A 26,615-nucleotide genomic window follows, 5' to 3' on the forward strand; every position below is an offset into this window, starting at 1 on the left:
GGAGGTTTTGGAACGTGAAAAAAGTTAAGGTAGGAATACTGGGAGCTGGGCACATTGCCGCTGTTCATGCTGCTCTTTTAAAAGAAGACGAGCGGGTCGAAATCATTGGTATCGCCGATATTTTTGAGGATAAAGCGAAAGAACTAGCCGCAGAAGCCGGCCCGGACGTGCGTACAGCGGGCTCCATCGAAGAGCTGATTGCGCTAGGCGTGGATACTGTCTATGTCACCACGCCAAACACGATGCATGTCAGCCCGGTTCTTCATTGTTTAAAGAATAATGTAAACGTATTCAGTGAAAAGCCGATGGCGACCTCGGAAGAAGAAGCAAGGCAGATACGTGATGCCGCACGGAAATCCCAAGCCTGCTATAACCTCGGCATGAACCGCCGCTATGCCTATGTGTACAAAAAAATTAAAAGCTACATGGATTCCGGACAGCTTGAGGCGTACTCTGCCCATTTCAAAATGAACCGGGGAGAGCTGCTGCATCCTGCCTGGACGTCTGATCCGGCGAAAACCGGAGGCTTTTTATACGAAACACCATTTCATTTGATGGATCTGTGCCGGTTTTATTTCGGTGAGGTGGAAAAGGTGAAATGCGAAGCAACACGGGCTGTGTCCGAGAGCGAACTGGATAACTTTGCGATCCTTTTGACCTTTGAATCCGGAATGGTCATGACATTCAATACATTTGCCCACTCGGGATGGAGCTTCCCGTTTGAAGCAATTGAAATTTACGGAAAATACAGTACGGCAACGACCGCAGAACTCGAAACTGTGAAAATTGCCTGCGGCCTTGAAGGAGAAATTGATTCCTCTGACTACCACTTGATGCCTGTCAGCAAAAAATGGGGTTATGAAGAAGAAGACCGCCTGTTCATTGACGCCTTAGTCAACGGTACAGAACCACCGGTAAATGCAGAGGAAGCTTACAAGTCAACCTTCCTGCTGACAAGCATTTATGAAAGCGCTAAAACCGGTGAAGAAATAAATATTGCCGAGCAATTAAACAAAGTTCTTTCTTAGAGTAAAGAAAAAAGGGGTGGCACAGAAGCCCTAGAGAAGAGCAGATAAAAGACAGGCGGGCAATAAACACACAGGAGGTGCACAAATGGCACAAAATGATATTAGAGTAGCGGTGCTCGGACTTGGGCGGCTGGGATTGTTCCATGCAAGCAACATGATGAACAAAGTGAAAGGAGCCGAGCTGACGGTTGTTTGTGATCCACTCGCCGAACATGCCGAAATGGTGGCTGAACAGCTTGGGGTGGGACGCTGGACATCTGATCCTGAGGAAGTGTTTGCTGACGAAAACGTGGATGCAGTGGTAATTGTGACGCCGACAAGCACCCATGCTGACATGATTATAAAAGCAGCACGCAGCGGTAAGCAGATTTTCGTGGAAAAACCGCTGACCTCCACTGTGGAAGAAGCGGACGAAGTCATCAAGGTGATAGAAGAGACCGGCGTTGTCTGCCAGGTCGGCTTTATGAGAAGGTACGATCCTGGTTTTCATGATGCCCGTGAACGCATCGATGCCGGCGAAATCGGAAAGCCGATTTATTTTAAAGGCTTTTCAAGAGACAGCGGCTCCCCGCCCGCTTCTTTTATAAAAAACAGCGGCGGCATATTTCTAGACTGCTCGATTCATGACTATGACATGGCGCGGTATTTGATGGGCTCTGAAATTTCTTCTGTTTCCGGACATGGCCGTATTCTTATTAATTCATTTATGGAGGAATACGGAGACGTCGATCAAGCCATCACGTATTTGGAATTTGAAAACGGAGGCGCCGGGGATGTGGAAGCAAGCAGAACCTCCCCGTATGGCCATGACATCCGGGCAGAGATCATCGGCACTGAAGGGGCCATTTTCGTCGGATCGCTGCGGAACAGTGATGTGACGGTTCAAAGCAGCACCGGAAGCAACCATGAAATTGTGCCAAATTTCCAGACAAGGTTCCGGGAGGCATATGTTCTTGAGCTTGAGCAGTTTATTAAATGCGTTAAAGGCGACGAAGAGCCGAGGGTTACTTCACTGGACTCCAAGATCAATATGCAGGTAGCGCTTGCGGCCACCGAATCGTTTAAAAACAACGGCGAACGCATTTACATGAAGGATGTGCACCAGGACAAGGTCTATACCGACTAAAGCAGAGGCAGAAAGTATAATAACACTATTAAAAGAGGGGTGCAGCAAATGGCGGGACTTGGAAATTACGAGTTTCATCTCGGAATTGCAGCTATCAGCTGGGTAAATGATGACATTCCAGGGCTTGGAGACCACTATTCGTTAGATCAGATTCTAGGCGAAATGAGGGAGATCGGGTACGAAGCGACTGAAATGGGGCGCACCTTCCCGCGTAATCTCGAGGAATTAAAAGCGATTCTCGGGAAACACGAGGTCACGCTTGCCAGTAAATTTGTCGGAACCCAGTTTTCCAATCTGCAGCATAAAGAGCAGGAAGTCCGCGATTTCGAGGAATGGGTCCGGTTTTTAAAAGACATGGAATGCGAATATGTGATTGTCTGTGAAATGGGCAACTCGATGCACTGGGATAAAGACGATCCAGACAAAGCAAAAATTACGGCACCGTCAGAAGCGCAGTGGCAGAGCATGGTGGAGGGACTGAATGAGGCTGGGCACATCGCGAAAAAATACGGCCTGGAGCTCGTGTATCATCCGCACGCGGGTACGATTGTAGAGCAGCGGGAAGACGTGGACCGTTTAATGGCAGAAACCGATGAAGATGCTGTGTCACTGCTGTATGATACCGGCCACGCTTTTTTTGGCAACTATGATCCAATGGATCAGCTGACCCGTTACTACGACCGTATTAAGTATGTACACTACAAAGATGTCCGTGAAGACATTTGGAATAAAACAATTAAAGAGAATCTGACGTTTCGGGAGGCTGTGCTTGAAGGGCTGTTTACCGTGCCCGGAGATGGCTGCATTGATTTTGAGCCTGTCCTTGAAGAATTGATGAAGCGGGGCTACCGGGGCTGGACAGTAGTAGAAGCAGAGCAGGACCCGGACGTTGCCCCTCCGTACAAATATGCAAAAATGGCGAAGGATCATTTGGATGAAACGATGGAAAAAGTTCAGGAAAAATACGGGGAAAAAGCCGGCAGATAAGCGAGCGAAAGCATTTCGAATATATCGGAATGCTTTTTTCTGCTGCTGGGAGGACTTTCATAAAGGCTTTCAGGTTACAGGCTTACATGAGAAATGTGAAAAGAAAAGGCTCTCCCGGTGGATAGGAAAGAACGGAGGAATTATAATAAACGAAACGACAAAAATGAGGAAGATAAAATGAGACCAACAATTTATGACATCGCAGAACGGGCAGAGGTTTCGATCGCTACGGTGTCAAAGGTGATCAACAACAAAGGAAAAATAGGAGAAAAAACAAGACAGCGGGTGCTCGCCATTATGGATGAGCTCGATTACCAGCCAAGCACAGTAGCTTCCGCTCTTACCGGAAAGCAGACGAATACGATTGGCCTGCTGGTTCCTGATATTGCGAACTCCTTTTTCGCCGAGCTTGCAAGAAGCGTAGAGGATACAGGACATGCAAGCAGCTTCAATGTCGTTATATGTAATACCGACAATAATCCGGAAAAAGAAATTCAATATTTATGGTGGCTGAATCAAAAACGGGTGGATGGCATTATTCTGGGCACAGGGATACAGAATTCGAAAGCGCTGCAGGATTTTATGAAACAGAAGATACCCCTGGCGCTGGTGGCAAGAGACGCCTCGACAATTGACGTGGACACAGTGCTTGTCGATGACTACCGGGGCGGATACGAGGCGACGAAGCATCTGCTCACGGCCGGCCACATCCGGATTGCTTTTGTTGTAGGCGAAATGAACAACTCGAGTGATACCGAACGGTTAAAAGGATTTTACGAAGCGTATGACGAACACGGAGTAAGCCGGGAAGAAGCGGTAATTGTAAAAGACAATAATTCAATTGGCGATGCTAAAAATTCTATGCGTCAGGCTCTGCAGAATGATCCTGCCATCACCGCAGTGTTTGCTTTGAACGACTTTCTGGCAATCGGCTGTATCCAGGCAGGCAAGGAAGCGGGACGCCGGGTGCCGGGGGATCTGTCGGTTGTCGGCTTTGACGATACATTTATTGCTACGTTGAGTGACCCGCCGCTGACTACAGTAGCGCAGCCTATTCTTGAAATGGGGCGGCTGGTAACCCAGATGCTGATCGACCGGATCGGAGGTAAAAACGAAACGACGCGGACTATTATACTAAACCCCGAACTGCACGTCCGTGAGACGACCGCAGGCATAAAAGAAGCAGAAAGGGATGTGACTGGCTCATGAAATATAACATGCTCGGAAAAACCGGTGAAGAAGTCTCTGTCGTAGGTGTTGGAACCTATCAGTTTGGCGGGGAATGGGGCAAAACTTTTACCCAGAAAGAAGTAGACGGACTGTTTGAAGCGGCAAGGACGGAAGATATTAACTTTATTGATACGGCCGAATGCTACGGAGACCACCTCGCAGAAGAATTAACCGGCGCCGCCATTCAGAAAGACCGGGATCAGTGGTTTGTGGCCTCCAAATTTGGCCATCATTTTCACGGACCAAACGACCGGACCCGGCACTATAACCCGGAAGATGTGCAAAAGCAGCTCGAAGCCTCCCTGCGGGCGCTCCGTACAGACTATATCGATCTTTATCAATTCCACTCCGGAACAGACGAAGAATTCCAGAATGACAAGCTGTGGACGATGCTTGATAAACAGAAAAAAGCCGGCAAAATTCGCCATATCGGCCTTTCGGTAAAGAAAAAGGATTATATGGACCAAATCAGGCAGGCGGAAGCTGTCGGTGCAGAAACGATACAGCTGGTATATAACCGGCTGGATCGCAAAACTGCAGAGGAAGCATTTCTGGAATGTGACCGCCAGCATCTGGGGGTTATTGCCCGGGTACCAATGGCGAGCGGTTACTTAAGCGGAAAATATACACCAGGGGCCTCCTTTGCAGAAGATGATGTTCGCCATCGCCACCCGCAGAATGAACAGGAAGCCGCTCTTCAGGAGGCGCTGCGGCTAAAGGAAACTCTTCCAGACGACGTCCCCCTCCCGCAATGGGCACTTGCCTGGTGTTTATCCAATTCAAGCGTTCATGCAGTCATCCCTGGCTGTAAAACGCCGGAACAGCTGGTAAGTAACGCTAAAGCTGTTGATCTTCTTGATAATAAAGACATCTCCCTGTTTACTGTTTAATTGGAGCAATCGATGCCTTTTCCTTCGCAGGAAAGGGCGTTAATTATATAAGGAAAGAGAACCGGTGAAAAAGTCTTTCAAAGCAAAGCTGTTGTTTCTTTCGGGAAGCATGCGGGAATAAGGAAGTAGCAATTCATAAACAGGAAGGGTGATGGGGCGTGGCAGAAGTAGAGTACTGGAAACAGTTTGTAGCAGAACCGCGTACGCTTGAAGCGTCAAAAACAGAAGTGACAGACGTATTGAAGGTTTGGAAAGACGGGGAAAAAGATACGGTGGTGATGGTGGATGAAGACAGCCGTCCGATAGGTGTTCTCGATGAAGCAAAGGTATGGAATCACATTTATAAAGAGAAGAGCCTTAATAAAAAAATTAAAGACGGGTGGATTTTAGAAGTTTCCCAGATTACTGAAGGCCAAATTCCGGAATCATGGGAGCAGCAGTATCCGCCAATCGCCGTTGTAAACAAAAAAGGAAAAGTAACTGGAGTCTGGACGGAAAAAGCTTTAAAAGAGCTACATACTTCTGAAACGTCCTCCTCGCCCACCTTCCGTCCATCCATTGCTTCTTTCCGGCGTATCATAGGAGAAAATGAAGAGGTTCACCGTGCCATTCAGATAGCAAAACGGGCAGCGAAAACGAAAACCCCCGTCTGGCTTTCCGGAGAAACAGGAACAGGCAAGGAATTATTTGCCCAGGCCATTCACCAGGAGAGCGGCAGAACAGGGGAATTTATAGCGGTGAACTGCGCCTCCATCCCCGATGCCCATCTTGAAGAAGAGCTATTCGGAAAAGAAGTACCCATGCAGCCTGAGTACGGGGCTGTCGGTTTACTCGAGGCAGCTCACGAAGGTACGTTGTTTCTCGATGAAGTAGGCAATATGTCCATGGCTATGCAGGCAGCCCTGCTTCGCGTGCTTGAAGATTCATATGTGCGTAAAGTCGGCAATGCTGCTCCGATTCCGGTGAACATGAAGATTATCTCTGCTACTAATGAAAATATCGAACAGCTGGTAGAGGAGGGCAGGTTCCGCCGGGATTTATACTACCGCCTGCACGTAATAGCAGTAAGCCTGCCGCCGCTTCGGGACCGGATTGAAGATCTTCCGCTTCTTGTGGAATACTATAATACACACTTTTCCACCGAATTGGGCGTGAAGCCGCTAAAAATAACGAATAAAGCCATGGAAGCCATGAAGCAGTATGGATGGCCGGGCAATATCCGGGAATTGATGAACGTTATTGAACAGCTCGCTGCTATGCACGACGGAGGAAAAATACGCACCGAAGACCTCCCGCTCCCTTCTGTAACAGCACGCGAGTCTGCTGCTTTGGCTCAGGAAACCAAAACTGAACGTACGGGGGCTGCAAACTGGAAAGATCAGAAATCGGCCCAGGAACAGGCGATGATTAAGCAGGCACTTGAAGAAGCAAACGGAAATAAAACAGAAGCTGCTAAAAAACTTGGGATTCACCGGACCACCTTATACAAAAAAATGCGCGACCACCAGATGTAATAAAAAGAAGCAGGAGCGCTCCTGCTTCTTTTTATATGGAAAATTATAGAGAGCTACGCCTTATTTTCTTCGTAGACGTAAACTGATGAAAGCCGGAAATATAAAAACAACGCCCCAATGGTCAGGAGTATAATAGCTGCTGTAATTTGATATAAATACTGGTAGCCGACCGCATTCACTAACAGGCCGAGAACAAAGGACCCGAGGGCGATGCCGGAGTCGAACATGATAAAAAATGTAGCAGTAGCGTGCCCGCTTCGATGCGGCTGGGCTGCCTGAATAGACATCGTTTGAAAACCGGGGAGAAGCGTGCCGTATCCGAGGCCGATCAACGCAGCAGATAACAGCAGCATCCAGCCGGTTGTAGTGAAGCTGAGCGTTACGAGGCCAATGGCAAAGATCAACAGACAGGGGTACAGTACCGTCCCCGGTCCGCGCGTGTCAAATAACGGTCCGGCCACCGGCCTCGAAGCGATGACCACAGCAGCGAACACAAGAAAAAAGAAACTTGATACTTGAATCAGGTTCATTGCTTCAGCAAACAGAGACATATACGAAATAACGCCGGCATAGGAAAAAGAGGCAAGCAGTCCGATCGACGCGATTGGAAGCGCCCGCAGTTCAATAAAGTCATGAATGGACAGCTTCTTTTTACCTGGCTGCGGAGATGCCGGGATGCCCGGATCGCGGGCAATGGCTGCACACCAGACCCCGATAATCATAAATACGCCAAGGAGCGTAAACAAAAGGGTGAAGGGGGCAAACTGGATCAGCGTAAGCCCGATGAACGGACCGATGACGACCGCGACATTCATGGAGGTCGTAAAATAACCGAGGCCCTCTCCGCGGCGCTCGTTCGGAATGACGTCGGCAGCGATAGCTCCCGTAGCTGTACTTAGGACACCAAAAGGAATGCCGTGGACAAATCGCAGCAGCAGCAGGCCGCTGTATGTATCAACAAAAAGATATAAAAAAGTACAGACAACAAATGCAGCAGCACCCCAGACCAGCGCCCGTTTACGTCCGATTTTCTCCATAATTTTTCCGGCAAATACCCGGGTGATAATCGTAGCAACGAGCATTATCGTAACGACGAGTCCGCCCTGGGCGCTGGTGCCTCCGAGACTGCCTGTGACAAAGAGGGGCAGCGTCGTTAACAGGGAATAGAATACGGTGAAAACCATGAAGTTGGTGATTGTTATACTGATGAAATCCTTCGTCCAGATGGGATGATCATGACGGCTCATCGTTCCAGGCTCCTTTCGTTCGTCATTTTTTGAAGCAGGGAGTAAAGAGCTTCCCGTTCCCGGGCTGAGAGCTGATCAAGAGACCGCTTTTCTGCTTCGGCGACTTGTTCCTTAATGCCCGGAAGCGCCTGCTTCGTGTCAGAGGTAAGATGAATAATCTGCGTACGGCGGTCTGTGCCGGGGCGTTTTTCAACCCAGCCGTTACGCTCCATTGTGGCGATCGTACGGGTGATCGTCGGGGCTTCCACCTGCAGGTATTTCCGCATATGTGCCTGGGTGGCCGGCCCGCCTGTATCGAGCATATACATAATCATATACTGTGCATGGGAGAGGCCAAACGGGGCAAGGGTGTCGTTTAACGTGTTCGAGAGCATACGCGAGCGCTGATGGATCATATGGATAAGCTGGTCTGATTCCATAGAAAGAAAGCTCCTTCTGAATTTAATTAGCATGCTAACCAATTTCAACTGTACCAGTATACGAATAAACATTAAGAAGGTAAACCCTGGAAGCGGTTGCTTGCACTAAAAAAATTAAATAAAGCGTTTGCAATTTGAAGGTGTATCTTTTAGAATGAAATAAATCGTTTTACTAAAACGTTTTATCAGGAGGGTAGCTATGCGTAAAAATGTAACGCTGCGTGATGTGGCAAAAGAAGCAAATGTCTCCATAAGCACCGTTTCCCAGTTTATGAACGGCCGGTTTACATACATGGGCGAAGAAACAAAAGGGCGCATCGAACAGGCCATCGCTCAGTTAAACTACCGTCCGAATGCTATTGCCAGGGGGCTCAAACAGCAAAAAACAACAACAATCGGCGTTATTATCGCAAACGTAGTACATCGGTTTTCCACTCTGGTGGTCAGAGCGATCGAAGATATGTGCATTAAATATAATTATCACGTCATCATTTGTAATGCGGATGACGATGAAACGAAAGAAAAACAGTACATTGATATGCTGATGGCAAAGCAGATTGATGGAATGATTATTATTCCGAGCAGCCAGGACCGGAAAAATTATGAAGACATTCTAAGCTATCAAATTCCTTTAGTATTTCTGGACCGAACGGTAGAGCAGTCAGAAGCCCCTTCTGTCGTTGTAAATAATTACAAGGCTTCGTACGAAGCGGTGAGGCATTTAATCGACAGAGGGTACCGCAACATCGGTTTTATCGGCCCGGAGCTGAAAATGAATACGAGAAAAGAACGGTTCCGCGGCTTCGAAGAAGCGCTGCGGACAGCGGGCATTGCTGAAAATGAAAAGCTTATGTACCACGGAGAAGTAAACGGAGCCCAGAAGGCTTTAAGCGCCATGCTGAGCCGGCAGCAGAAGCCGGACGCGCTGTTTATCTCCAACGACCGCATGCTCGTAGAAGCACTGACATTTGCTAAAACATACGCACTCAATATTCCTGAAGATCTTGCCCTGGTGACATTCGATGAAGTGGAATACGCTTCTTTCTTTTCTCCCTCGCTGACTACTATTGAGCAGCCAGCTTACCAAATGGGGGAAGAAGCAGCGGAGCTTTTACTGAAGCAGGTAAACGACGGAGTGCCGGCAGAGGAACTAAGCCGGGAATATGTACATCGGACAACTTTTCATGTAAGGGATTCTACTGAAATAAAAGCATAAAAAAGGAGGTTTTAAGCAATGAAAAAAGTAAGCGTTACCATGATGGCACTGGCAGCTGGAGTGATTGCCGGCTGCAGCAGCGACAGCAATGATAACACGGCCGGCGCTGAAGAAAGCGTTCATTTAGTAGCAGCCACTCAGCTTGATAATCAGAGTCCCTATGCCGTTGGCTTAAGGGAATTTAAAGAAGTGGTAGAAGAAGAAAGCGATGGCAGTGTAACGGTGGAAGTACACACGAATGGTTCGCTCGGCGGGAGTGAGGCAGAGCTTGCCCAGAGCGCAGAGACCGGCTCGGTGGACCTGGTGGTGGCCTCCCCCGGTTACCTGGCCCAGAAGGTAAAGGAAGTAGATTTTTTCTCTATTTTGTATCTCTTTGAAGACCGGGAGCACTGGGAACGGGTGGTAGATGGTGAAGTAGGTGACGAAGTGGCCCGGGTGACGGAAGAAAAATCAAATTTTAAAGTGCTTGATTACTGGTCGGCAGGCACACGTAATTATTACGGCACCCAGCCGGTAGAAACGCCGGAGGATCTGGAAAATAAAACGGTCCGGACCCAGGATTCGCCGGTGGTGACAAACACATGGCAGGCACTTGGGGCCCAGCCGACGAGTGTAGCCTGGAATGAAATGTACCAGGCGCTTCAGAACGGCCTGACGGACGCGGCAGAAAATGATTTTACCAATATTTATTTAGCAAGCCATTATGAAGTAGCAGATCATTTATCCCTCACCGAGCACGACGTTACGACGCGGGTGTTTTTCACCACCCAGGATGTTTATGATGGCATGAATGCTGAACAAAAAGAAGCAGTCGATAAAGCTGTCCGGGAAGCTACTGAAACGGCGCGTGCTACTGATCAGGAATTAGCCAGCGATTACAGGGAAAAGCTGCAGGAAGAAGGCATGGAGATCAATGAGGTAGATAAAGAAGCCTTTACAAAGCAGACGGAAGAGGTACGTAAAGAAGCAGTCGATAACCTGGGGATGGAAGAAGAATATGAGAGAGTCCAGGAATTAAAGGATGAATAGGAGGGCGAGAACATGAGAGCCTTTATCGATCAAATACAGCGAGTGTTTTTGTGGGGAGGGGCAGCCGCTTTTTCCATTTTCTTTATATGTGTCGCTATGCAGGTAATGACCCGCTATATCCCCGGCATCGCCTTCCTGTGGTCGGCGGAAGTGGCCACCTATTCCTTTATATGGATGGTGCTGCTGGGAGCAGCAGCAATGGTGAGAGAGCGCCAGCATTTTACCGTAAGCATTCTCCTGGAAAAGCTTTCCGGTAAGTATCTGCTTGCGCTGCAGATAGTCATTCATTTCTTTTTAATCCTGTTCGGCCTTGCATTTGTAATCCACGGAGTGCAGATTACAGCCCAGTTCACCAGCTGGACGCTGAACTACCTCCCGGGAGTAAGTCAATTCTTTATTTGGCTTCCAGTACCGGTTGCCGGGGCAGGCATCATGCTGTTTGCATTTCAGAATGCGATGGACCACTGGAAGCACTACCAAAACATCGTGGAGGTGAATAAAAAATGATAACCGCTATTGGACTAATACTGCTCTTTTTAATATTAATGGTTCTGGGCGTCCCAATTGCGTTTGTGATTGGCATTGTCAGCTATGTCGGCTTTCTCGTCATGGGAACCGTGCCGCTTGAGTCTGTCATCCAGCAGATGTTTGTCGGATTGAACTCCTTTATTCTGCTCGCTGTGCCGCTGTTTATCTTTGCGGCAAATATCATGAACCGGGGAAAGATTTCCGAGAGGCTCATTCAATTTGCAGTTTCGCTTGTTGGCCACATCCGCGGGGGCCTGGCTCACTCCAACGTAGTGGTTTCTATGTTTTTCGGAGGCATATCAGGGGCATCTACGGCGGACACGGCCGGGGTAGGGAAAATCCTGATCCCTAACATGAAAAAAGAAAAGTACAGCACAGAGACGTCGGTGGCTGTAACGGCCGCATCTTCCACGATGGGGATGATTATCCCGCCATCTATTCCAATGGTGATTTACGGGAGCCTGGCCGGAGTATCGATTGGCCAGATGTTTATCGGCGGAATTATTCCGGGACTGTTGATTGGCATTGGCTTAATGCTGTTTATATTAGTGGTTTCTAAGAGAAATAATTATCCGAAGCATGACCGGCTCGACACAAAAGCGATTGTTAAACATGGTATCCGGAGCTTTCCGCCGCTCCTTACGCCGATTATTATTTTAGTCGGCATCATGGGCGGGTTCGTCACACCAACTGAAGCGTCGATCATTGCCTGCATTTACTCGTTTATTCTGGCGTACTTTTTTTATAAAAGCATCCGCCTGCGGGACCTTCCGGACATTGTTATTGAAACATTAAAGCTCAGCTCGCTAACGCTGTTTGCGCTGGCTACCGCTACCTCGCTTGGGAGGCTTATCAGCTATAACAATATTCCGGCCCACATTTCATCGTTTTTCCAGGAGTCGGTGCCGTATGCGTGGCTGATGATTATCCTGATCATCTTATTGTTTTTATTTGTCGGCATGTTTATGGACACGGTCCCTTCGATCATTTTATTTGTTCCTATTATTCTGCCGGCGGCGTCAGAGCTCGGTCTCGACCCGATCCATGTCGGCATTGTCGTTCTCATGTGCCTCGCTGTAGGCCTGGTGACACCGCCGTACGGACTGTGCCTGCTGCTTGCAAGCGCGATCGGCGGGCTTTCCATCAGCCGTTCCTTTAAAGCGACAATTCCGTACATCGGCATGATTATGATTGTAATTTTAGTAATCGCATTCGTACCAGGCATCTTCATGTGGCTGCCGAATGCATTTGAATAAGAATGGAGGCAGCAAAGATGCAGGACGTCCTTACAATTGGAGATGCAATGATTACCATGAACCCGAAGCAGCGGGGACCGATGCGGTTTACGACGGAATTTGAAAGAAGAATAGGCGGGGCCGAGCTGAACGTGGCTGTCGGCTGTGCCCGTCTCGGCCTTCAGACGGGGATGATCACCCGCCTAGGCCGCGATGAATTCGGCCGCCATATTCTGAACACGCTGCGCGGTGAAGGGATTGACATGTCGGGAACAGCACTTGAAGAACACTACGCCACTCCCGTGAATTTTAAGGAAACACTTGAAAACGGAAATGGACGTACGTTTTATTACCGTTTCCCGTCGCCTACAGAGGAACTAACAGTACAGCACATTAAAGAACAGCTGAGCAAACAGCCCAAGGTGTTTTATATGACCGGGGTGTTCGCCTCGCTACGGCCAGAAAACGTGGAAATGCTTCGGGAAGCGGCCCGCTTTGCAAGAGAGCAGGGAACTCTTACAGCCATGGATCCGAATATCCGTTTAAAGCTGTGGAGCAGGGAAGCGGCTGGAGAAGCGATCCGGTCACTGCTTCCATACGCTGATATTATGCTGAGCGGCAAAGACGAAGCAGACATATTGTTTGGCGGCCAGTCCATCGAAGAGCATATCGCTTCGTTCCAATCGTATGGCATTGACCGCATCATTATTAAAAATGGAAGCGAAGGCGCAGCGGGGAAACACGGAAGCAGCAAAACCGTGTATCAACCGGCGGAAAAAGTTGAAAAGGCAGCCGATACCGTAGGTGCAGGAGACGGCTTTAATGCTGGCTTTTTATACGGGCTGCTGCAGGGCTATCCGCTGGAAAAGGCGTTGAAAATTGGCTCGGTGGCGGGAGCAAAAGTGGTACAGGTAGCAGGCGATAACGAAGGGCTGCCGCTGCTGGAAGAAGTGGAAGCAGCGCTTGGAAACGAAGAACGCGTGGAGCGTTAAAGGAGGAGCTAATGAAAATTCAGCTGGCGTTGGACCGGTTGCCATGGAACGATTGTTTTAAGATCGTTCATCAAACTGAAGCATACATTGATTGGATTGAAATAGGCACTGGGGTTATTAAAGAATACGGTATGGACATTGTCCGGCAGATGAAAAAGGAATACCCGGATCAATTGCTGGTGGCAGATATGAAAACGTGTGACGCAGCAAGGGCAGAAACAATCCAGGCCTTCGAAGCAGGCGCAGACGTCACAACAGTAATGGCTTTTGCTCCGGATGCTTCGATTCAGGCTGTGCTTGAAACTGCTGGAGAATACGGGAAAAAAGCTTTTGTGGATTTGCTGAATGTGCAGGACAAACAGCGTCTCGATGAACTCGACAAGTTTGGTGTCCGCAGCGCTTCCCTGCACATAGGTAAAGATATGCAGCGGGAAAATGCCGGTGACAACGACTATTATAGGCTGCTGCAGGCATTTCCGCACTGGGAGGTGTCGGCGGCCGGGGGGCTGCAGGCGGAAACTCTTTATAAAATTAAAGACGCGCGTCCGGACGTCATTATTATCGGAGGCGCCATCACGAAAAGCGAAAACCCCCGGCAGACAGCCGAACAAATACGATTGGAGGCAGACCGGCTATGAATACAGAACAAGTATTAAATACAATTTCCCGGGAAATAACGGAGGTTATGGGAAACGTACATGCTGAAGAAGTCGAAGAGGCTGCTTTACGGCTGAACCGCGCCCCGGCAATTTTTGTAGCCGGCGAGGGGCGCTCGGGTCTCGTTGGGAAAATGTTTGCGATGCGTCTCATGCATAGCGGCTATAACGTGTTTGTCGTGGGGGAAACCATTACTCCTTCCGTGGGAGAGGGGGATTTACTTGTAGTATTATCCGGTTCGGGAAATACTTCGATTCTCGTCCACACGGCGGAGCAGGCAAAAAAAAGCGGGGCAGAGCTTCTCGTCTGCTCGACCAACCGCGAATCATCCCTGGGAAAGATTAGTAGTGCTTTTATTGAAGTACCGGCAGCAACAAAAAAACGGCTGGAGCACGAGCCGGGAACGATTCAGCCGCTGGGAAATCAATTTGACCAGAGCCTGCATTTAATACTGGACGGCCTGATTATTGCTGCTGTCCATGCAGGCGGGAACGCTGACTATGAAAAGATGGCGAGGCGCCATTCCAACATGGAGTAACACATATGTAACAACCGGTCCGGCCAGAAGCCGGGCCGGTTATTTTTATGAAGAAGGTCTATTCGTCACTCTGCTGCTCATAGCGGCGTTTGTATTCCCAGAACCCCGGGACTTCAGGTGGTTCATACGTGAGTATTTTTTCAATGCATTTTAGGCGGAGCTCCTGTTGAAGATCCTCGCGTTCCTGGTAGGAAGTCTGGCGCAGTGCCTGCTGAATGAAAGGCTCAAATTTTTGAAGCTCTTCGTAAAGTGCTTCTTCACTCATGCGCTGGGCTTTTGTTGTGCGGTTGTTAGTCATCATGCATTGGGTCCTCCTTTTTTGGTGAAGAGCATGCCAAACGTGTTACTTCCCGCCGCAGGTGCTCAATGCGTTGCTCAATTCGTAAAAGCAGGTAGAACGTGACCACGATAGGAAAGCCGACATTAGCAAGCAGTTCGACGACAGCACTGGAATCAATAATATGCATTACCGTCCCCCCTATTTCCCGGCATAAAGACGAAGTGTCTTCAGGCCTTTCCGGTGGGCGTTTGACACTGCCTGGCGGCTGACTTGAAGGTGATTGGCAATGTCTGTGTCCTTCCACCCGGAGCTGTATTTTTTAGAGAAAATCCACTGCTGGTACGGCGTCAGCGAACGAAAGCCGAGCCAGATGGAATAATGGTGCAGCTCTTCCTCCAGGCTCTGTTCTTCGATCCGGCTGGAAAAAGGCCCGGCTTCTTCAAACATCTCCTCCTGGTCGGATAAAGGCGTACGCTGCTGGCGGCGGCGATGATAGCGATCGTAGCGGACTGCCTGCCAGTGCAGGGTTTTTAACATATAGGCCCGCCAGATTACATCCTGGTAATACCGTTTAAAAGACAAATCGACGGCTTTGTAAGCCCAGGCAGCCTCCTCGTTCAAAGCCTGCTTTAATAATTGCTGATGCACAGAATCCTCCAGGAATTCCCGAATAAGCCTGGTGCGCAGAAATGAATGATTTTTCTTTCTGAAGGTTTCCCAAGTTTCTTTTTTTGAATCAGCGTATGATGAATGTGTCATAGATGCCTCCTCTCCTTGCCCCTGTTGTTTGTAAAAGACATCTCGAAGATAAAAAGTAAACCATTTATACGAACGTTTGTTCTTATATTTTATACGAAAGCTTTTCATTTAAACAAGAAAATACTGAAATTTAAATTATTTACAGGTTAAGTCCTGTTAAAAAAGACTCATTGGTGGCATAATGTGTTTACAAAAAGATTATTCAAAAACAGAAAAGGGAACAAGTAAATATTAGCTTTGTGTAACAGGAGGGGAAAAAGTGAATTTAACATCAGGGCCGTCAAGCAGATACACTTTCTCCATTGAAGAGATGGCTGAAGAAATCATGAGCGTGATCGCTGAGTCCCTTCACGTGGACTCCGTTTATATTGCAAAAAGAGAAGCTGCTTATATGGACGTGTTGAGTGCTTACAATAACCGCGGGGAGGAGCTTGTGTCCCCGGGGATGAAAGTAGAGCATGAAGCCTCGTTTTGCCAGTATGTGTTGAGAAATGACAAACAGGAATACTTTCATTTTTCCGACGCAGTGAATGATGAAGAAACGAAAGAGCTTTTGATGCCGAAAAATTTTAATGTTCATACCTTTTTGGGCGTATACATCAAGAACCAGGAAGGCGGCCCGTTTGGCACGCTCTGCGTATTAAACCGCGAGCCCCGTGAATTTAAGAAAGAAGAAATTTCGTTGATGCAGACGTTCGGTAATTTACTTAGCTATTTGATCCGTGTAGACCAAATGAATGAAAAGATAGATGTGCTCGGGTACCCGATTGTACCGATAGGCGAAGGCATTGCGGTGCTCCCGCTTGTCGGGGCGATGGATGAAAACAGATCGAACCGTTTAATGGAGACAGTACTGCAGGAAGTGTACGGTGGAAAATACGATTATTTTATGATCGATGTCTCGGGTGTCTCAGCCTTTAACGAAACATTTACAATGTATCTTTCCCAGGTTATTCAGGCATTGAAGCTAATGGGCATTGACCCTATTTTAACCGGCGTCCGACCGGATATGGCGGTACAGGACGTCCGCAAGGATATACTTGGAGAAAATATTATAATTGAAAAAAGCCTGGAGACAGCGCTCAAATCGATTGGCTTCCGACTGGTAAGGGACGAATAACAGAAAGCGGTGGATGAATTACATATCAAGTTGGAAAAGGGAGCCTGGTATGCTTACAAAAGCGGAACAAATGGATGAAAGAATAAAAAGTGAAAAAAGAGTCACCGTATCCTCGGTGGAACACATTGTTTTTGACATTTTTGGCATTTCGCTGCGAAGTATAGCAGCCGACCCAAAAGCTCCCGGCGCGCAGAGAACGCACCCTCTTTTCAAGGAATGGGCCGGAGATGAGGGGGGAAAGGCAGGTAAAGAAGAGCTGCTAGCATACGCTTTTGCCCGCTTGCCCGCCGGGTTCTCCGGAGAGATGGTGCGAGAGGTAATTAACGACGTGTACCGGGTGAATCTCAGCGGCATTTCGGCTCTCGAGGCCTCCCTGTTTTCCCTTTTTTCTAAAGGGAAGTGGGTCAAGCAGGACGAGTATGATTTGTTTGTGCTGAACACTGGATCCACAGATACAGAAGTCACCGTTTCGGTCACGGACCACTTTATCCGGCAAACAGGCTCCAGCGTTCTTCCCGCCGGACTTTACAAAGACTTGGAAGCTCTAGGGTATTTTTATGTGCCGGAAAAAAACCAGTTGAAATACTTGAGCCCGTCCGGCTGTCCGGTCGGCGATGCATTTAAAAAACAGACCATCGAAGCTCTTGAAAAAGCAGGGCAGCAAATCCAGATGTAAACACCCATTTCTTCGGAAAGGGTGTTTTTTCATGATAAATACGCCTGGAGGCGTAGGAAAGATAGACCCCGGGCTGCTCCCGGCCGCTGGGTAACCGGCGTAAGATAGAGGTACAGGAAGGGGGAAACACCATGTGGAAAAAAATCGGACTAGCAGCAGTGATTACCGTCGCAGCCATCGTAGTTTTATCTAACCTAGGGTCGCTGCTCTTACTCGCAGCCGGAGTGGCGCTGGCCTATATCGTCTACCGCCAGTTTCAGGAAAGCACGACCACTGCGGCACGGGTTTTCTGGGTAATTACAGGTATTGCCGCGATATCGCTTGCGCTCACTAACATCTATGCAGTGGTTGCACTTCTCGGCCTCTATGCAATGTACTGGAGCGTGAAAAAATGGAATGGGGACGAGGTAGACATCGACCGCCGCGCCAGAACAAAAGATCCGTTCACAGGCTTTGAAGAAGAATGGAAAAAACTAAAGCGCAGATAAAAAGGAGGAATGCATGATGGCAGGCATTTGGCAGCAGTTCAAGCAGGATGTCGAACACGAATGGGAGCGGTGGAATATGAAAAAGGAGCCAGACAATCCGATCACTTCACTGAACCGCTATATTAGGGAAGCAGAGCGTGAAACGGAAAAGGTGCACAGGCTCACAGAGCGCCAGCGCCGGCTGGCCGAAGAATTTCAGTACGAACTGGACGAAGCAGAAAGCATGCTCGATAAACGCAAGCAGCAGGCTGCGGTAGTGAAGCATTACGAGGAAAACGAACTGTATGAGGTTGCCTTAAGAGAGATTGAACAATACGGCGACCGGGCACAAAAGCTTGCTGCGATGAAAAAGGAAGCTGAAGAACAGCTGCAGACAATAGAAGAGCGGCACGAGGAAATGGTCTACAAGCTGAAGGATATGCGTTTGAAACGTATGGAGTGGATGGGGCGGGAAAATATAGCCCGGGCAAACTACAATATTTCCAAGCTGTATCAGAAGGACGGATGCGAGCCCGAAGCCCGTTTCAGGGAAGTGGAGCATCATATAGAAAGCATGGAGCAGTATCATGAGAAGCAGTACGAGCATTCCACCTTCGACGAACAGGTAGCGCGTCTGGAAAAGCGGAAGACAGAGGCGGGACAGGAAAAAGCGTGATAAAATAGAGACGCTGACAGCGGCGTCTCTATTTTAACCTACATAAAACAACAAAGGAGGGTTCCTATGTTTTCCCACATATCAACGAAAATGATCCAATTCGTGTTTTTTACGGGAATCCTCCTGTTCATACTGGAATTTTTTTCGGACGGAGCGGGCCTGCTGCCCGTACTCTTTTTCTTCACCCTATTTATTTTTATCGGAAAGCGGACGAAAAGGCGGACGCTCGCCACCATTTTCTGGTGGACCGGATGGATCGGCCTGGGCCTTACAGCGGTCACTCTCTGGGCCGTCCAGTTCTGGGTGATTGCCTTTTTTGTACTGCTGCTTCTGCAGATGCGCCGCTCGGGCCGGGAGCCCGTCGAAGAACAGGCAGAGGTGGAGGAGCTGAGCGGCAGAATTGAGAATTACGAACGGGACGAACTGCTTGGCAACCGCCTGTGGGGACGGGAGAAGGTCGGACGGAAGCCATTTCACTGGAAGGACATTAACGTAATCGGCGGCGTTGGCGATAAAATGGTTGATGTGACCAATACGGTGCTGCCGCAGCAAGCGGTGATTATTATCCGCCACGGTTTGGGCTCAGTGACTGTCTACGTACCGTACGAAGTGCACGTGGTCATTCGTCACAGCACGCTGTACGGGCGCGTGCGCCTGTTTGGGAAAGAAGAAGCAAAGCGCTGGAACCAGACGGTTACCTTACGTGTTCCAGCGGCAGATAAAGATGTTCCCACGCTTTACATTTTCACCTCGCTGCTCAGTGGGGATCTGGAGGTGGAGCGGCGATGAACAGCTTTATGAAAGCAGCGGGATGGGGGATTGGAGCAGCCTTTCTCATCAGCAGTGCCGCTGTCGTTCCGCTGCTGTTGCTGCTTCCTTTTGATATGTGGGATGTGCTCACAGGACAGACAGCGAGCGGTCTGCCATATGTGTTTTTGCTTGTTGTCCTGATTGTTCTTCTTGGCACCGCCCTTGGCTTATTGGTGCAGCGGGCCTGGAGTGCCCGCTGGCAGCAGATGCAGGCTGTGCTGGAGCGGTTGGGCAGGGGAAGCTCTAAAACAATCTGGCCGGCGGATATGTACCGGGAAGTAGAAGAGCTGCGCACGGAGATTGAAATGGTGGAGCGCCAGCTGCAGGGGCAGGCGGAGCGAGGGCAGAAGCTAGCTACGGAACGGGCCGAAGACCGGGAGAAAAGCCTGCAGGAAGTGATTTCGCAGGAACGAAACCGGATTGCCCGCGAACTCCACGACTCGGTCAGCCAGCAGCTGTTTGCAGCTTCTATGATGATATCTGCGGTGAATGAAAAATCCGGTGCCAGGGAAGCGTCACGGGAATGGCAGACCATTGAGCGGATGATCAATCAATCCCAGCTTGAAATGCGGGCCCTGCTGCTTCATCTTCGGCCGGCTGCGTTGAATAAACAAACCCTTCAGGAAGGGATCACCGAGCTGCTGAATGACCTGACGACAAAAGTGCCTCTGCAGATTAAACACGTGATCGAGCCTTTTCCTATTGAAAAGGGAGTAGAGGATCAGCTATTCCGGATCAGCCAGGAATCTATCTCCAACACGCTGCGCCACGCAAAGGCAACCGAGCTGAAGGTGTCACTGCTGCAGCGCGAAGAATTTATTATCCTGCGCGTCCAGGATAACGGGGTTGGATTTTATATAGAGGAAGAAAAACCGGACAGCTACGGGTTAAGCACGATGAAGGAACGGGCGGAGGAAATCGGCGGGCATTTTCATTTGGTGAGCCTGCCGGGAGAAGGCAGCCGCATCGATGTCAAAGTACCCTGGCTGTCCAAGGGGGGAGAAAATTGATTACCGTCCTGTTTGCAGATGATCATGAAATGGTACGGATTGGCGTAACGTCATATTTGTCGACACAGCCGGATATGGAGGTGGCTGCGGAAGCTTCAAGCGGCCGGGAAGCGGTTAAATTAGCTCTCGAGCTCAGGCCGGACATCATTCTGATGGATCTTGTGATGGACGATATGAATGGAATTGAAGCGACGGAAAACATTATGGAGGCGTGGCCGGAAGCTAAAATTATTATTGTCACGAGCTTTATCGATGATGAAAAGGTGTATCCGGCACTTGAGGCAGGAGCGGTAAGTTATATTTTAAAGACCTCCCGGGCCGGAGAAATCGCAGCGGCCATCCGGAAAACGCACGAGGGGCAGTCGATCCTGGAACCCGAAGTGGCCGGGAAGCTGATGGTGAATATGAAACGGCGGGACCGGAGGGAGCTGCATGAGGAACTGACCGCGCGCGAGTTTGAGGTGCTGCGGCTGCTTGCGGAAGGAAAAACCAACACCGAAATTGCGGAAGAGCTGTTTATCGCTTTGAAAACGGCGAAAGTACATGTAAGCAGCGTCCTCCATAAGCTGCAGGTCCAGGACCGGACCCAGGCAGTCGTTTATGCGTATAAGCATCATCTATTTTAAAAAGCTGCCCCCTGAATAAGGGAAGCAGCTTTTTTAATACGGAGAGCTATGCCCACCACATGTCGACCGGGCGCTCGGAAATGTTGACTGAGTTTAGGTTTTGCACGGCCCGCTCGAAGCCTTCATCAAGAGACATGATTGGGTCTTCGTGCTCGATGCTGACTACATGGTCATAGCCGAATGTCCGAAGGGCACTGATCATGTCGCTCCATTCCTTCATGCCGTGGCCGAAGCCGACCGAACGGAAGCTCCAGGCCCGGGTCTGAACGCTGCTGTATGGCTGCATGTCGGTGAGGCCGTACATGTTGACGTTATCCTGGTCAATGTACGTATCCTTGGCGTGAAAGTGGTGGATTGCTCCTTCTTTCCCAAGGATTTTAATCGCGGCCACCGGATCAATTCCCTGCCACCACATGTGGCTCGGATCAAGGTTGGCGCCTACGGCTTCATTAGTTGCCTCCCGCAGCTTTAAAACCGTGTACGGCGTATGGACCAAAAACCCGCCGTGCGGCTCGATGCCAACCTTGATGCCGTGCTCTTTAGCATAGCTGCCGACTTCCTTCCAATATGGAATGAGCTTTTGCTCCCACTGCCAGCTGTAAATATCTGAGTATGCACTCGGCCACGGGGCGACCGGCCAGTTTGGATGCCTGGCGCTTTCGTCGCTGCCGGCAACTCCCGAGAACGTATTGACAACCGGGATGTCCAGGAGACTGGCAAGCTGCACGGTTTTTTTGAACGTTTCGTCCGCATCCCTGGCTTCCGCTGGATCTGGGGAAATTGGGTTGGCATGGCAGCTGAGCGCGCTGACGGTTAACTCCCGGGCATCGAGCGCTTCCTGAAACTGCTTGCGAGCGTCTTCACTGTTTAAAAGCTTGTCCACATCTGCGTGGGCGCTGCCGGGGTTGCCGCCGGTACCAAGCTCTACCGCCTGCACTCCGGCACGCTTCACTTTGTCGAGCATGTCTGTAAAAGCCAAATCAGCATAAAGGACGGTAAAAACGCCAATTTTCATTATTCAACACCTTCTTTTCCGATAGTAATAAACTGGCCGCGTTCGCTGGAGGCAAGGGCTGCCAGAATGACAGCAAGAGCCCGCTTTCCATCATTTCCGGATACTGGAGCTTCTGTATTTAAAACAATGCTCTCGGTAAAAGCGTCAATCACCCCGGAGCTCTCCTGGCCGCCGGCATCGTTTGTTTGAATGCCGCCCAGCTCGTAGCGGACCGTGTGGCCGTTTGTATAGTGGGCAGTCAGCGAATGGACCGGGTCATCCTCAAGCCGGAGCGTGCCTTTCTCCCCGTAAATGATCGTGGAGTTATCTTCCTCGGGTACATACGCCCAGCTTGCCGTGAGAGTGCCAATTAAGCCTCCTGCTGTTTTGAGCAGGCAGATAGCGTTATCATCCACCGTAATATTTTCCTTCGCGTTGTTTTCCACGAAAGCCGCCACCTGGGTTACCGGCTCATCGAGCAAAAACTGGATCAGGTCGGATTTGTGTACGCCAAGGTCGCCCATGGCGCCGATAAAGGCTTCTTCCTTGCGGAAAAACCAGCTGTCCTTGCCGTCAATGCTCCACCCTTCCGGCCCTCCGTGGCCAAATGTCGTCCGGAAGCTGAAGATCCTGCCAAGATCGCCGTTTGCAATCAGCTCTCTTGCTTTCACATGGGAAGGAACGAAGCGCTGGTTGTGGGCAATCATTAATTTTTTGCCGCTGCGTTTTTCAGCCTCTATCATTTCTTCGGCTTCCTGTTCGCTTGTTGCCATTGGTTTTTCGCAGAGCACGTGCTTGCCGGCAGCGAGGGCGTCGATGCTGATCCGGGCGTGCATATGGTTGGACGTGCAGACGCTGACGGCATCGATTGAGTCATCCTTTAACAGTTCAAGGTAATCCGTGTAGGCCGCAGCCCCGAGAGGAGCGGCCGTTTCCTCGGCGCGTTCCTTTACGAGGTCGCAGACCGCCCGGATAATAGTATGTGGATTTGCTTCGTATTCGGGAATGTGGCGGTTTCTTGCGATGCTCCCGCATCCAATGACGCCAATGTTTACTGTTTTCATATGAGTCCCACTCCTTTTTGTATATGGTTGACTATTCTTTTACTGACCCGCTCGTTAGCCCGGAAACAATCCGGCGCTGGAAAATCAAAACGAGAATGACAATCGGGATGGTAACGATAACGGTAGCGGCGGAAATGTCTCCCCACGGTACTGTGTATTCACTCTGGTAAAAAGAGATTCCGACTGGAATCGTCCGCCAGGCATCGGCGGTGTTAATCGCCAGGGCGAAAAGGTATTCGTTCCAGGCTGCGATAAAAACGAGAATCGCTGTTGTAAAAATGCCCGGTGTAGCGAGCGGCAGGATGATCTGGCGGTATGTCTGGAACGGCGTAGCGCCGTCCAGCTTGGCCGATTCTTCGAGCTCCCACGGGATTTTTTGAAAGAAGGTAGCCAGAATCCAGATGGCTAGCGGCAGGCTGATGGTAATGTACGGGATCACGAGACCGATGTAGCTGTTGCGAAGTCCCGTGTCGGTCACAAAGTTAAAGATCGGGGACAAAATCGCAATCGGCGGAAACATTGATGAAGCCAGTACCAGGCCTAAAATTAAAGTCTTGCCGCGGATGGGGAGCCTCGTCACCGCATAGGCCGTGAAAGAAGCAATCAAGAGCGATAAAATCGTAGTCAGGCCGGAAACGACGAAGCTGTTGAGCATGTAGCGGAACAGCGGCCGTGTCGTAATCGCCGACGCATAGGAGTCGAGTGTGGCATTGGTCGTGAACCAGGCGAACGATGTCAGCTCATCCTGAGGCTTCAGGGAAGTTAAAAACACCCAGATGAACGGAAACATGACGAGAAACACGAAGATAACCAGGAAGATGTAAAATCGGATGCCGGCTTGTTTTTTAAACATGTGCAGTCACTCCTTCCACTTATTTTTTCACCTTTTCCGGAAACAGGTCCGAGCCGAGCAGCTTAACGAAAATAAAGCTGATGATGGCTACGCAGACAAACACAATGACGGAAAGCGCAGAGCCGGCACCGAAGTTTTGCTGTTCAAACAGGATTTTATAGGCAAAAACAGAAATCGATTCCGTAGCGTTTGCAGGCCCGCCGCCGGTCAGTACGTAAATCAGGTCAAACACGCGGAAGGCATCAAGGGTACGGAACAGCAGTGCAACGAGAATCGCTGATTTTAACAGCGGCAGAGTCACAAAGAAAAATTTCTGTATACTTCCTGCTCCGTCAACTTCAGCCGCTTCATACTGGGTATTTGGTATAGTCTGCAGCCCGGCCAGCAGAAGCAGGGCCATGTAAGGCGTCGTTTTCCAGACGTCTGCGAAAATAATGGAAAACATGGATCCTGACGCCGTCGTTAGAAGCGTACCCGGATCGGAAATCAATCCGATGGCAGCCATGTAGTGGGCGACAATCCCGGATTGGCCGTCGAACAAATAGCTCCACATCATGGCAGCCACTGCTGTTGGAATAGCCCACGGCACAAGGACCGATGCCCGCACAATTCCGCGTCCTTTAAAGGCCCGGTTAATTAACAGGGCAACGCCCAGGCCGATGATCAGTTCGGCACCAACGGAAACAATCGTAAAGAATGTCGTATTCGCTAAAGCGGTCCAGGTCCTGCCATTAAACAGGTAATCGGTATAATTCTGCAGGCCAACAAAATTCGAAGACAGCACCGATCCCTGCAGATTGTCGAGCTGGGCGGCCAGGTAGCCGATTTCTACTGCGATGTCACCTTCCGCCTGCTGCTGTACGGAATTCACGGCTTCAATCTGCTCTCCCATCGCGGCCTCAAACTCACTGCCCCACGACCCGTCGATTGATTGAATGCGCAGGTTATCGTCCTGAATCGGCTCGTAGTTATTGAGCATACTGTTGACTTCCTGATAGCTTGAAGCCATTCCCTCATCAGCTACGAGCTCCTCGTGATGCTCCTGGACGACAGCCCAGGTTTCGTTAAACGTTTCCTCTCCTTCTGGATAGGCTTCGCTTAATTCGTTTATGTTTTGTTCGATAAGGTACCGGTTATCGGCATACTCTTCGAGGTTCAAGCTTTCGGTCATAATACGTTCTGATTTACTGGGATCATTCAGCCGGTAATCAAACAGGCTGTTCCAGCCTGAAAGCAGCACCGGCCATATCACGACCAGAAGAATCAGAATGAGCGCCGGGGCGACCATTGCGTAGCCTAATTGTTTTTCATTTAATTGAAATTTACCTCCAGGTTTTTTAGCCATGCGGGTTCCTCCTTTGAATCCGTATTATTCTTCATTCAAAACGGCGCTCAATTTGCGGTCCATATTAGCGGCTGCTTCTTCAGCCGTAATTTCTCCCGCTGCTGCCCGTGAAAGTTCAATCTGCATAATATCTGATACTTCCGGATAATTTGCTGTTACTGGACGCGGCACAGCATTTTGCAGCGTTTCGACGAACGCTTCGTCCGCAAACAAAGCATTTGCCTCCTGGATTTCTTCATCCTCGTACAAAGATTCAATGGTAGGAGCCCGGCTGCCTTCGAGAGCGCCAATCTTCTGTCCCTGCTTACTGGACATAAACTTCACAAATTCCCATGAAGCTTCGACTTCTTCAGAGTTTTTGTTGATCATGGTAGTCCATCCGCCCAGCGCGGAGGCACTTCCCTCGCTTCCTTCCGGAAGGGTAGTAAAGCTGACGTTGTCAGGAATACTGGAGATTTCCGGGTCGGTTGATGTGGATAGCATATAAGGCCAGTTTCTGGCGAAAACGGTGTTGCCGGTATTGAAAGCATTCTCTGTCTCAATTTCCTGGAAATTTAAAATATTATTAGGCACAAAATCAGACTGGGTGATATCAATCATTTGTTGAATTCCTGCCACAGCTTCAGGGGAATCGACGACCACCTCCTGATTTTCGTTAATGATCTGGCCGCCGTAGGCTCCTATAAACTCAATGGCATTCGTAACGAGGCCTTCATACTGGGAGGCCTGCATGGTGTAGCCGAAGGAAGTGCCTTCTTCGCCCTGAAGACTGGAAGCCTGGGTTTCGAGCTCCTCCCATGTTTCCGGAGGCTCATCTACAATATCCTCCCGGTAAAATAGCAGGCCGGCATCTGTATAAACTGGCATGGCATACTGTCTGCCATTATAAGAAGTAGCTTCAATAGGCGCGGGGAAATGGGCATCTATATCGACATTGTCTCTTTCGATCAGGCGATCGAGCGGGAGGGCATAGCCGGCCTGCGCAAATTCTGCCGGCCAGACGACGTCGGCTGCAAACACGTCAATTTCATCACTGCCGCTGCTCAAAATCGTGACGTACTGATTATGCTGCTCACTGCTGCTTGGTGGCATCTCTCGAACCTCCACATTGATATTTGGATGTTCTTCTTCAAATGCCTTAATCGTTGCGTTCGTCGCGTTGGTCGTATCTACACCGCGGGCGTACGTAATCGTTACTTCGTCCTCAGCGGTGGGGGAGATATCCGCATTGGAACATCCGGCGAGCAGTATAAACGCGCCTGTAACGGCTGCAGCTTTTTTCATACAAATTCCTCCTTA

30 protein-coding genes are annotated in these 26,615 nt (G+C 49.6%); 20 read left to right on the forward strand and 10 right to left on the reverse strand.

The annotated features are described in order from the left end of the window. Nucleotides 1-14: 14 nt before the first annotated feature. The 6 genes from B5066_RS03770 to B5066_RS03795 all read left to right on the forward strand — a co-directional run bounded on the left by B5066_RS03770 (nucleotide 15) and on the right by B5066_RS03795 (nucleotide 6,775). Nucleotides 15-1,028, forward strand: a complete 1,014-nt coding sequence (locus B5066_RS03770) for a Gfo/Idh/MocA family protein (protein ID WP_079474623.1) — start codon at nucleotides 15-17, stop codon at nucleotides 1,026-1,028. 85 nt (nucleotides 1,029-1,113) lie between these two features. Beyond that, entirely contained in the window at nucleotides 1,114-2,154 is a 1,041-nt protein-coding gene (iolG, locus tag B5066_RS03775; RefSeq protein ID WP_079474624.1) for an inositol 2-dehydrogenase, read from the forward strand. A 48-nt stretch (nucleotides 2,155-2,202) separates the two neighbouring features. After that, nucleotides 2,203-3,141 carry a myo-inosose-2 dehydratase gene (gene iolE, locus B5066_RS03780; protein ID WP_079474625.1) on the forward strand — a complete coding sequence of 313 codons (939 nt, stop codon included), beginning with the start codon at nucleotides 2,203-2,205 and terminating at the stop codon, nucleotides 3,139-3,141. A gap of 177 nt (nucleotides 3,142-3,318) precedes the next feature. Further along, nucleotides 3,319-4,350, forward strand: a complete 1,032-nt coding sequence (locus B5066_RS03785; protein ID WP_079474626.1) for a LacI family DNA-binding transcriptional regulator — start codon at nucleotides 3,319-3,321, stop codon at nucleotides 4,348-4,350. Further along, nucleotides 4,347-5,261 carry an aldo/keto reductase gene (locus tag B5066_RS03790; RefSeq protein WP_079474627.1) on the forward strand — a complete coding sequence of 305 codons (915 nt, stop codon included), beginning with the start codon at nucleotides 4,347-4,349 and terminating at the stop codon, nucleotides 5,259-5,261. Before B5066_RS03785 ends, B5066_RS03790 begins: the two co-directional genes overlap by 4 nt. 158 nt (nucleotides 5,262-5,419) lie before the next feature. Further along, the gene (locus B5066_RS03795) at nucleotides 5,420-6,775 is read left to right on the forward strand and encodes a sigma-54 interaction domain-containing protein (RefSeq protein WP_079474628.1); all 1,356 of its coding nucleotides are present in this window, start codon (nucleotides 5,420-5,422) and stop codon (nucleotides 6,773-6,775) included. Nucleotides 6,776-6,828: 53 nt separating this feature from the next. Here the strand turns inward: B5066_RS03795 and B5066_RS03800 are convergent, their stop codons facing one another. Then, nucleotides 6,829-8,022 (reverse strand): MFS transporter, encoded by a 1,194-nt coding sequence (locus tag B5066_RS03800; protein ID WP_079474629.1) that lies wholly within the window; start codon nucleotides 8,020-8,022, stop codon nucleotides 6,829-6,831. Further along, nucleotides 8,019-8,441, reverse strand: coding sequence for a MarR family winged helix-turn-helix transcriptional regulator (locus tag B5066_RS03805; RefSeq protein WP_158219211.1), 423 nt, complete (start codon nucleotides 8,439-8,441; stop codon nucleotides 8,019-8,021). Before B5066_RS03805 ends, B5066_RS03800 begins: the two co-directional genes overlap by 4 nt. A gap of 199 nt (nucleotides 8,442-8,640) precedes the next feature. Between B5066_RS03805 and B5066_RS03810 the strand changes: the two genes are divergently transcribed. The 7 genes from B5066_RS03810 to hxlB are packed head-to-tail and all read left to right on the forward strand — an operon-like array spanning nucleotide 8,641 to nucleotide 14,636. Continuing rightward, nucleotides 8,641-9,657, forward strand: coding sequence for a LacI family DNA-binding transcriptional regulator (locus B5066_RS03810; protein WP_079474631.1), 1,017 nt, complete (start codon nucleotides 8,641-8,643; stop codon nucleotides 9,655-9,657). 18 nt (nucleotides 9,658-9,675) lie between these two features. Further along, the gene (locus B5066_RS03815) at nucleotides 9,676-10,686 is read left to right on the forward strand and encodes a TRAP transporter substrate-binding protein (RefSeq protein WP_079474632.1); all 1,011 of its coding nucleotides are present in this window, start codon (nucleotides 9,676-9,678) and stop codon (nucleotides 10,684-10,686) included. Between the two features lie 12 nt (nucleotides 10,687-10,698). Continuing rightward, nucleotides 10,699-11,193, forward strand: a complete 495-nt coding sequence (locus B5066_RS03820) for a TRAP transporter small permease (protein ID WP_079474633.1) — start codon at nucleotides 10,699-10,701, stop codon at nucleotides 11,191-11,193. Next, nucleotides 11,190-12,470: a TRAP transporter large permease gene (locus tag B5066_RS03825; RefSeq protein WP_079474634.1), complete on the forward strand. Its 1,281-nt coding sequence runs from the start codon at nucleotides 11,190-11,192 to the stop codon at nucleotides 12,468-12,470. Before B5066_RS03820 ends, B5066_RS03825 begins: the two co-directional genes overlap by 4 nt. A 17-nt stretch (nucleotides 12,471-12,487) precedes the next feature. Continuing rightward, the gene (locus tag B5066_RS03830) at nucleotides 12,488-13,441 is read left to right on the forward strand and encodes a sugar kinase (protein ID WP_079474635.1); all 954 of its coding nucleotides are present in this window, start codon (nucleotides 12,488-12,490) and stop codon (nucleotides 13,439-13,441) included. A gap of 11 nt (nucleotides 13,442-13,452) precedes the next feature. Then, nucleotides 13,453-14,079, forward strand: coding sequence for a 3-hexulose-6-phosphate synthase (hxlA, locus tag B5066_RS03835; protein WP_079474636.1), 627 nt, complete (start codon nucleotides 13,453-13,455; stop codon nucleotides 14,077-14,079). Then, the gene (gene hxlB, locus B5066_RS03840; protein WP_079474637.1) at nucleotides 14,076-14,636 is read left to right on the forward strand and encodes a 6-phospho-3-hexuloisomerase; all 561 of its coding nucleotides are present in this window, start codon (nucleotides 14,076-14,078) and stop codon (nucleotides 14,634-14,636) included. Before hxlA ends, hxlB begins: the two co-directional genes overlap by 4 nt. 58 nt (nucleotides 14,637-14,694) lie before the next feature. Here the strand turns inward: hxlB and B5066_RS03845 are convergent, their stop codons facing one another. From B5066_RS03845 to B5066_RS03855, 3 genes are read right to left on the reverse strand one after another with little or no spacing between them, the layout of a single operon-like run. Beyond that, on the reverse strand, nucleotides 14,695-14,934 hold the full coding sequence (locus tag B5066_RS03845) for a helix-turn-helix domain-containing protein (RefSeq protein WP_233133495.1): 240 nt from the start codon (nucleotides 14,932-14,934) through the stop codon (nucleotides 14,695-14,697). Next, nucleotides 14,927-15,103, reverse strand: coding sequence for a YvrJ family protein (locus tag B5066_RS03850; protein ID WP_079474638.1), 177 nt, complete (start codon nucleotides 15,101-15,103; stop codon nucleotides 14,927-14,929). Before B5066_RS03850 ends, B5066_RS03845 begins: the two co-directional genes overlap by 8 nt. 11 nt (nucleotides 15,104-15,114) lie before the next feature. Then, nucleotides 15,115-15,675: an RNA polymerase sigma factor gene (locus B5066_RS03855; protein WP_079474639.1), complete on the reverse strand. Its 561-nt coding sequence runs from the start codon at nucleotides 15,673-15,675 to the stop codon at nucleotides 15,115-15,117. 259 nt (nucleotides 15,676-15,934) lie between these two features. On the opposite strand from B5066_RS03855, the gene B5066_RS03860 reads away from it, so the two are divergent. The 7 genes from B5066_RS03860 (at nucleotide 15,935) to B5066_RS03890 (ending at nucleotide 21,060) form a co-directional block, all read left to right on the forward strand. Continuing rightward, complete coding sequence (locus B5066_RS03860; protein ID WP_079474640.1) at nucleotides 15,935-16,795, forward strand: GAF domain-containing protein; 861 nt, start codon at nucleotides 15,935-15,937, stop codon at nucleotides 16,793-16,795. Nucleotides 16,796-16,844: 49 nt separating this feature from the next. After that, a complete protein-coding gene (locus tag B5066_RS03865; RefSeq protein ID WP_079474641.1) occupies nucleotides 16,845-17,471 on the forward strand; it encodes a hypothetical protein in 627 nt (208 codons plus the stop codon). A 131-nt stretch (nucleotides 17,472-17,602) separates the two neighbouring features. Then, the gene (locus B5066_RS03870) at nucleotides 17,603-17,959 is read left to right on the forward strand and encodes a lmo0954 family membrane protein (protein ID WP_079474642.1); all 357 of its coding nucleotides are present in this window, start codon (nucleotides 17,603-17,605) and stop codon (nucleotides 17,957-17,959) included. 16 nt (nucleotides 17,960-17,975) lie between these two features. Continuing rightward, nucleotides 17,976-18,614, forward strand: coding sequence for a PspA/IM30 family protein (locus tag B5066_RS03875; protein WP_079474643.1), 639 nt, complete (start codon nucleotides 17,976-17,978; stop codon nucleotides 18,612-18,614). A gap of 66 nt (nucleotides 18,615-18,680) precedes the next feature. Then, entirely contained in the window at nucleotides 18,681-19,403 is a 723-nt protein-coding gene (gene liaF / locus B5066_RS03880) for a cell wall-active antibiotics response protein LiaF (RefSeq protein WP_079474644.1), read from the forward strand. Next, entirely contained in the window at nucleotides 19,400-20,434 is a 1,035-nt protein-coding gene (locus tag B5066_RS03885) for a sensor histidine kinase (protein ID WP_079474645.1), read from the forward strand. Before liaF ends, B5066_RS03885 begins: the two co-directional genes overlap by 4 nt. Continuing rightward, on the forward strand, nucleotides 20,431-21,060 hold the full coding sequence (locus tag B5066_RS03890; protein ID WP_079474646.1) for a response regulator: 630 nt from the start codon (nucleotides 20,431-20,433) through the stop codon (nucleotides 21,058-21,060). Before B5066_RS03885 ends, B5066_RS03890 begins: the two co-directional genes overlap by 4 nt. A gap of 46 nt (nucleotides 21,061-21,106) precedes the next feature. Here the strand turns inward: B5066_RS03890 and B5066_RS03895 are convergent, their stop codons facing one another. From B5066_RS03895 to B5066_RS03915, 5 genes are read right to left on the reverse strand one after another with little or no spacing between them, the layout of a single operon-like run. Beyond that, a complete protein-coding gene (locus B5066_RS03895; protein WP_079474647.1) occupies nucleotides 21,107-22,075 on the reverse strand; it encodes a sugar phosphate isomerase/epimerase family protein in 969 nt (322 codons plus the stop codon). Continuing rightward, the gene (locus B5066_RS03900) at nucleotides 22,075-23,118 is read right to left on the reverse strand and encodes a Gfo/Idh/MocA family protein (protein ID WP_079474648.1); all 1,044 of its coding nucleotides are present in this window, start codon (nucleotides 23,116-23,118) and stop codon (nucleotides 22,075-22,077) included. The genes B5066_RS03895 and B5066_RS03900 overlap by 1 nt, the downstream gene beginning before the upstream one ends. A gap of 31 nt (nucleotides 23,119-23,149) precedes the next feature. Further along, nucleotides 23,150-23,971: a carbohydrate ABC transporter permease gene (locus tag B5066_RS03905; protein ID WP_079474649.1), complete on the reverse strand. Its 822-nt coding sequence runs from the start codon at nucleotides 23,969-23,971 to the stop codon at nucleotides 23,150-23,152. Nucleotides 23,972-23,990: 19 nt separating this feature from the next. Next, complete coding sequence (locus B5066_RS03910) at nucleotides 23,991-25,316, reverse strand: carbohydrate ABC transporter permease (RefSeq protein WP_079474650.1); 1,326 nt, start codon at nucleotides 25,314-25,316, stop codon at nucleotides 23,991-23,993. A 24-nt stretch (nucleotides 25,317-25,340) separates the two neighbouring features. Further along, nucleotides 25,341-26,600: an ABC transporter substrate-binding protein gene (locus tag B5066_RS03915; protein WP_079474651.1), complete on the reverse strand. Its 1,260-nt coding sequence runs from the start codon at nucleotides 26,598-26,600 to the stop codon at nucleotides 25,341-25,343. Between the last annotated feature and the right edge of the window lie 15 nt (nucleotides 26,601-26,615).

Origin of the sequence: Marinococcus halophilus (assembly GCF_900166605.1) — a bacterium.
Taxonomy (GTDB): Bacteria; Bacillota; Bacilli; order Bacillales; family Marinococcaceae; genus Marinococcus; species Marinococcus halophilus.

Excerpts from the sequence above, each read along its gene's own strand:
- iolG (WP_079474624.1), top strand. The coding sequence starts at position 1,114 with ATGGCACAAAATGATATTAGAGTAGCGGTGCTCGGACTTGGGCGGCTG.
- iolE (WP_079474625.1), top strand. The coding sequence starts at position 2,203 with ATGGCGGGACTTGGAAATTACGAGTTTCATCTCGGAATTGCAGCTATC.
- B5066_RS03785 (WP_079474626.1), top strand. The coding sequence starts at position 3,319 with ATGAGACCAACAATTTATGACATCGCAGAACGGGCAGAGGTTTCGATC.
- B5066_RS03790 (WP_079474627.1), top strand. The coding sequence starts at position 4,347 with ATGAAATATAACATGCTCGGAAAAACCGGTGAAGAAGTCTCTGTCGTA.
- B5066_RS03800 (WP_079474629.1), bottom strand. The coding sequence starts at position 8,022 with ATGAGCCGTCATGATCATCCCATCTGGACGAAGGATTTCATCAGTATA.
- B5066_RS03805 (WP_158219211.1), bottom strand. The coding sequence starts at position 8,441 with ATGGAATCAGACCAGCTTATCCATATGATCCATCAGCGCTCGCGTATG.
- B5066_RS03810 (WP_079474631.1), top strand. The coding sequence starts at position 8,641 with ATGCGTAAAAATGTAACGCTGCGTGATGTGGCAAAAGAAGCAAATGTC.
- B5066_RS03815 (WP_079474632.1), top strand. The coding sequence starts at position 9,676 with ATGAAAAAAGTAAGCGTTACCATGATGGCACTGGCAGCTGGAGTGATT.
- B5066_RS03820 (WP_079474633.1), top strand. The coding sequence starts at position 10,699 with ATGAGAGCCTTTATCGATCAAATACAGCGAGTGTTTTTGTGGGGAGGG.
- B5066_RS03825 (WP_079474634.1), top strand. The coding sequence starts at position 11,190 with ATGATAACCGCTATTGGACTAATACTGCTCTTTTTAATATTAATGGTT.
- B5066_RS03830 (WP_079474635.1), top strand. The coding sequence starts at position 12,488 with ATGCAGGACGTCCTTACAATTGGAGATGCAATGATTACCATGAACCCG.
- hxlA (WP_079474636.1), top strand. The coding sequence starts at position 13,453 with ATGAAAATTCAGCTGGCGTTGGACCGGTTGCCATGGAACGATTGTTTT.
- hxlB (WP_079474637.1), top strand. The coding sequence starts at position 14,076 with ATGAATACAGAACAAGTATTAAATACAATTTCCCGGGAAATAACGGAG.
- B5066_RS03845 (WP_233133495.1), bottom strand. The coding sequence starts at position 14,934 with ATGACTAACAACCGCACAACAAAAGCCCAGCGCATGAGTGAAGAAGCA.
- B5066_RS03850 (WP_079474638.1), bottom strand. The coding sequence starts at position 15,103 with ATGCATATTATTGATTCCAGTGCTGTCGTCGAACTGCTTGCTAATGTC.
- B5066_RS03855 (WP_079474639.1), bottom strand. The coding sequence starts at position 15,675 with ATGACACATTCATCATACGCTGATTCAAAAAAAGAAACTTGGGAAACC.
- B5066_RS03865 (WP_079474641.1), top strand. The coding sequence starts at position 16,845 with ATGCTTACAAAAGCGGAACAAATGGATGAAAGAATAAAAAGTGAAAAA.
- B5066_RS03870 (WP_079474642.1), top strand. The coding sequence starts at position 17,603 with ATGTGGAAAAAAATCGGACTAGCAGCAGTGATTACCGTCGCAGCCATC.
- B5066_RS03875 (WP_079474643.1), top strand. The coding sequence starts at position 17,976 with ATGGCAGGCATTTGGCAGCAGTTCAAGCAGGATGTCGAACACGAATGG.
- liaF (WP_079474644.1), top strand. The coding sequence starts at position 18,681 with ATGTTTTCCCACATATCAACGAAAATGATCCAATTCGTGTTTTTTACG.
- B5066_RS03885 (WP_079474645.1), top strand. The coding sequence starts at position 19,400 with ATGAACAGCTTTATGAAAGCAGCGGGATGGGGGATTGGAGCAGCCTTT.
- B5066_RS03895 (WP_079474647.1), bottom strand. The coding sequence starts at position 22,075 with ATGAAAATTGGCGTTTTTACCGTCCTTTATGCTGATTTGGCTTTTACA.
- B5066_RS03900 (WP_079474648.1), bottom strand. The coding sequence starts at position 23,118 with ATGAAAACAGTAAACATTGGCGTCATTGGATGCGGGAGCATCGCAAGA.
- B5066_RS03905 (WP_079474649.1), bottom strand. The coding sequence starts at position 23,971 with ATGTTTAAAAAACAAGCCGGCATCCGATTTTACATCTTCCTGGTTATC.
- B5066_RS03910 (WP_079474650.1), bottom strand. The coding sequence starts at position 25,316 with ATGGCTAAAAAACCTGGAGGTAAATTTCAATTAAATGAAAAACAATTA.
- B5066_RS03915 (WP_079474651.1), bottom strand. The coding sequence starts at position 26,600 with ATGAAAAAAGCTGCAGCCGTTACAGGCGCGTTTATACTGCTCGCCGGA.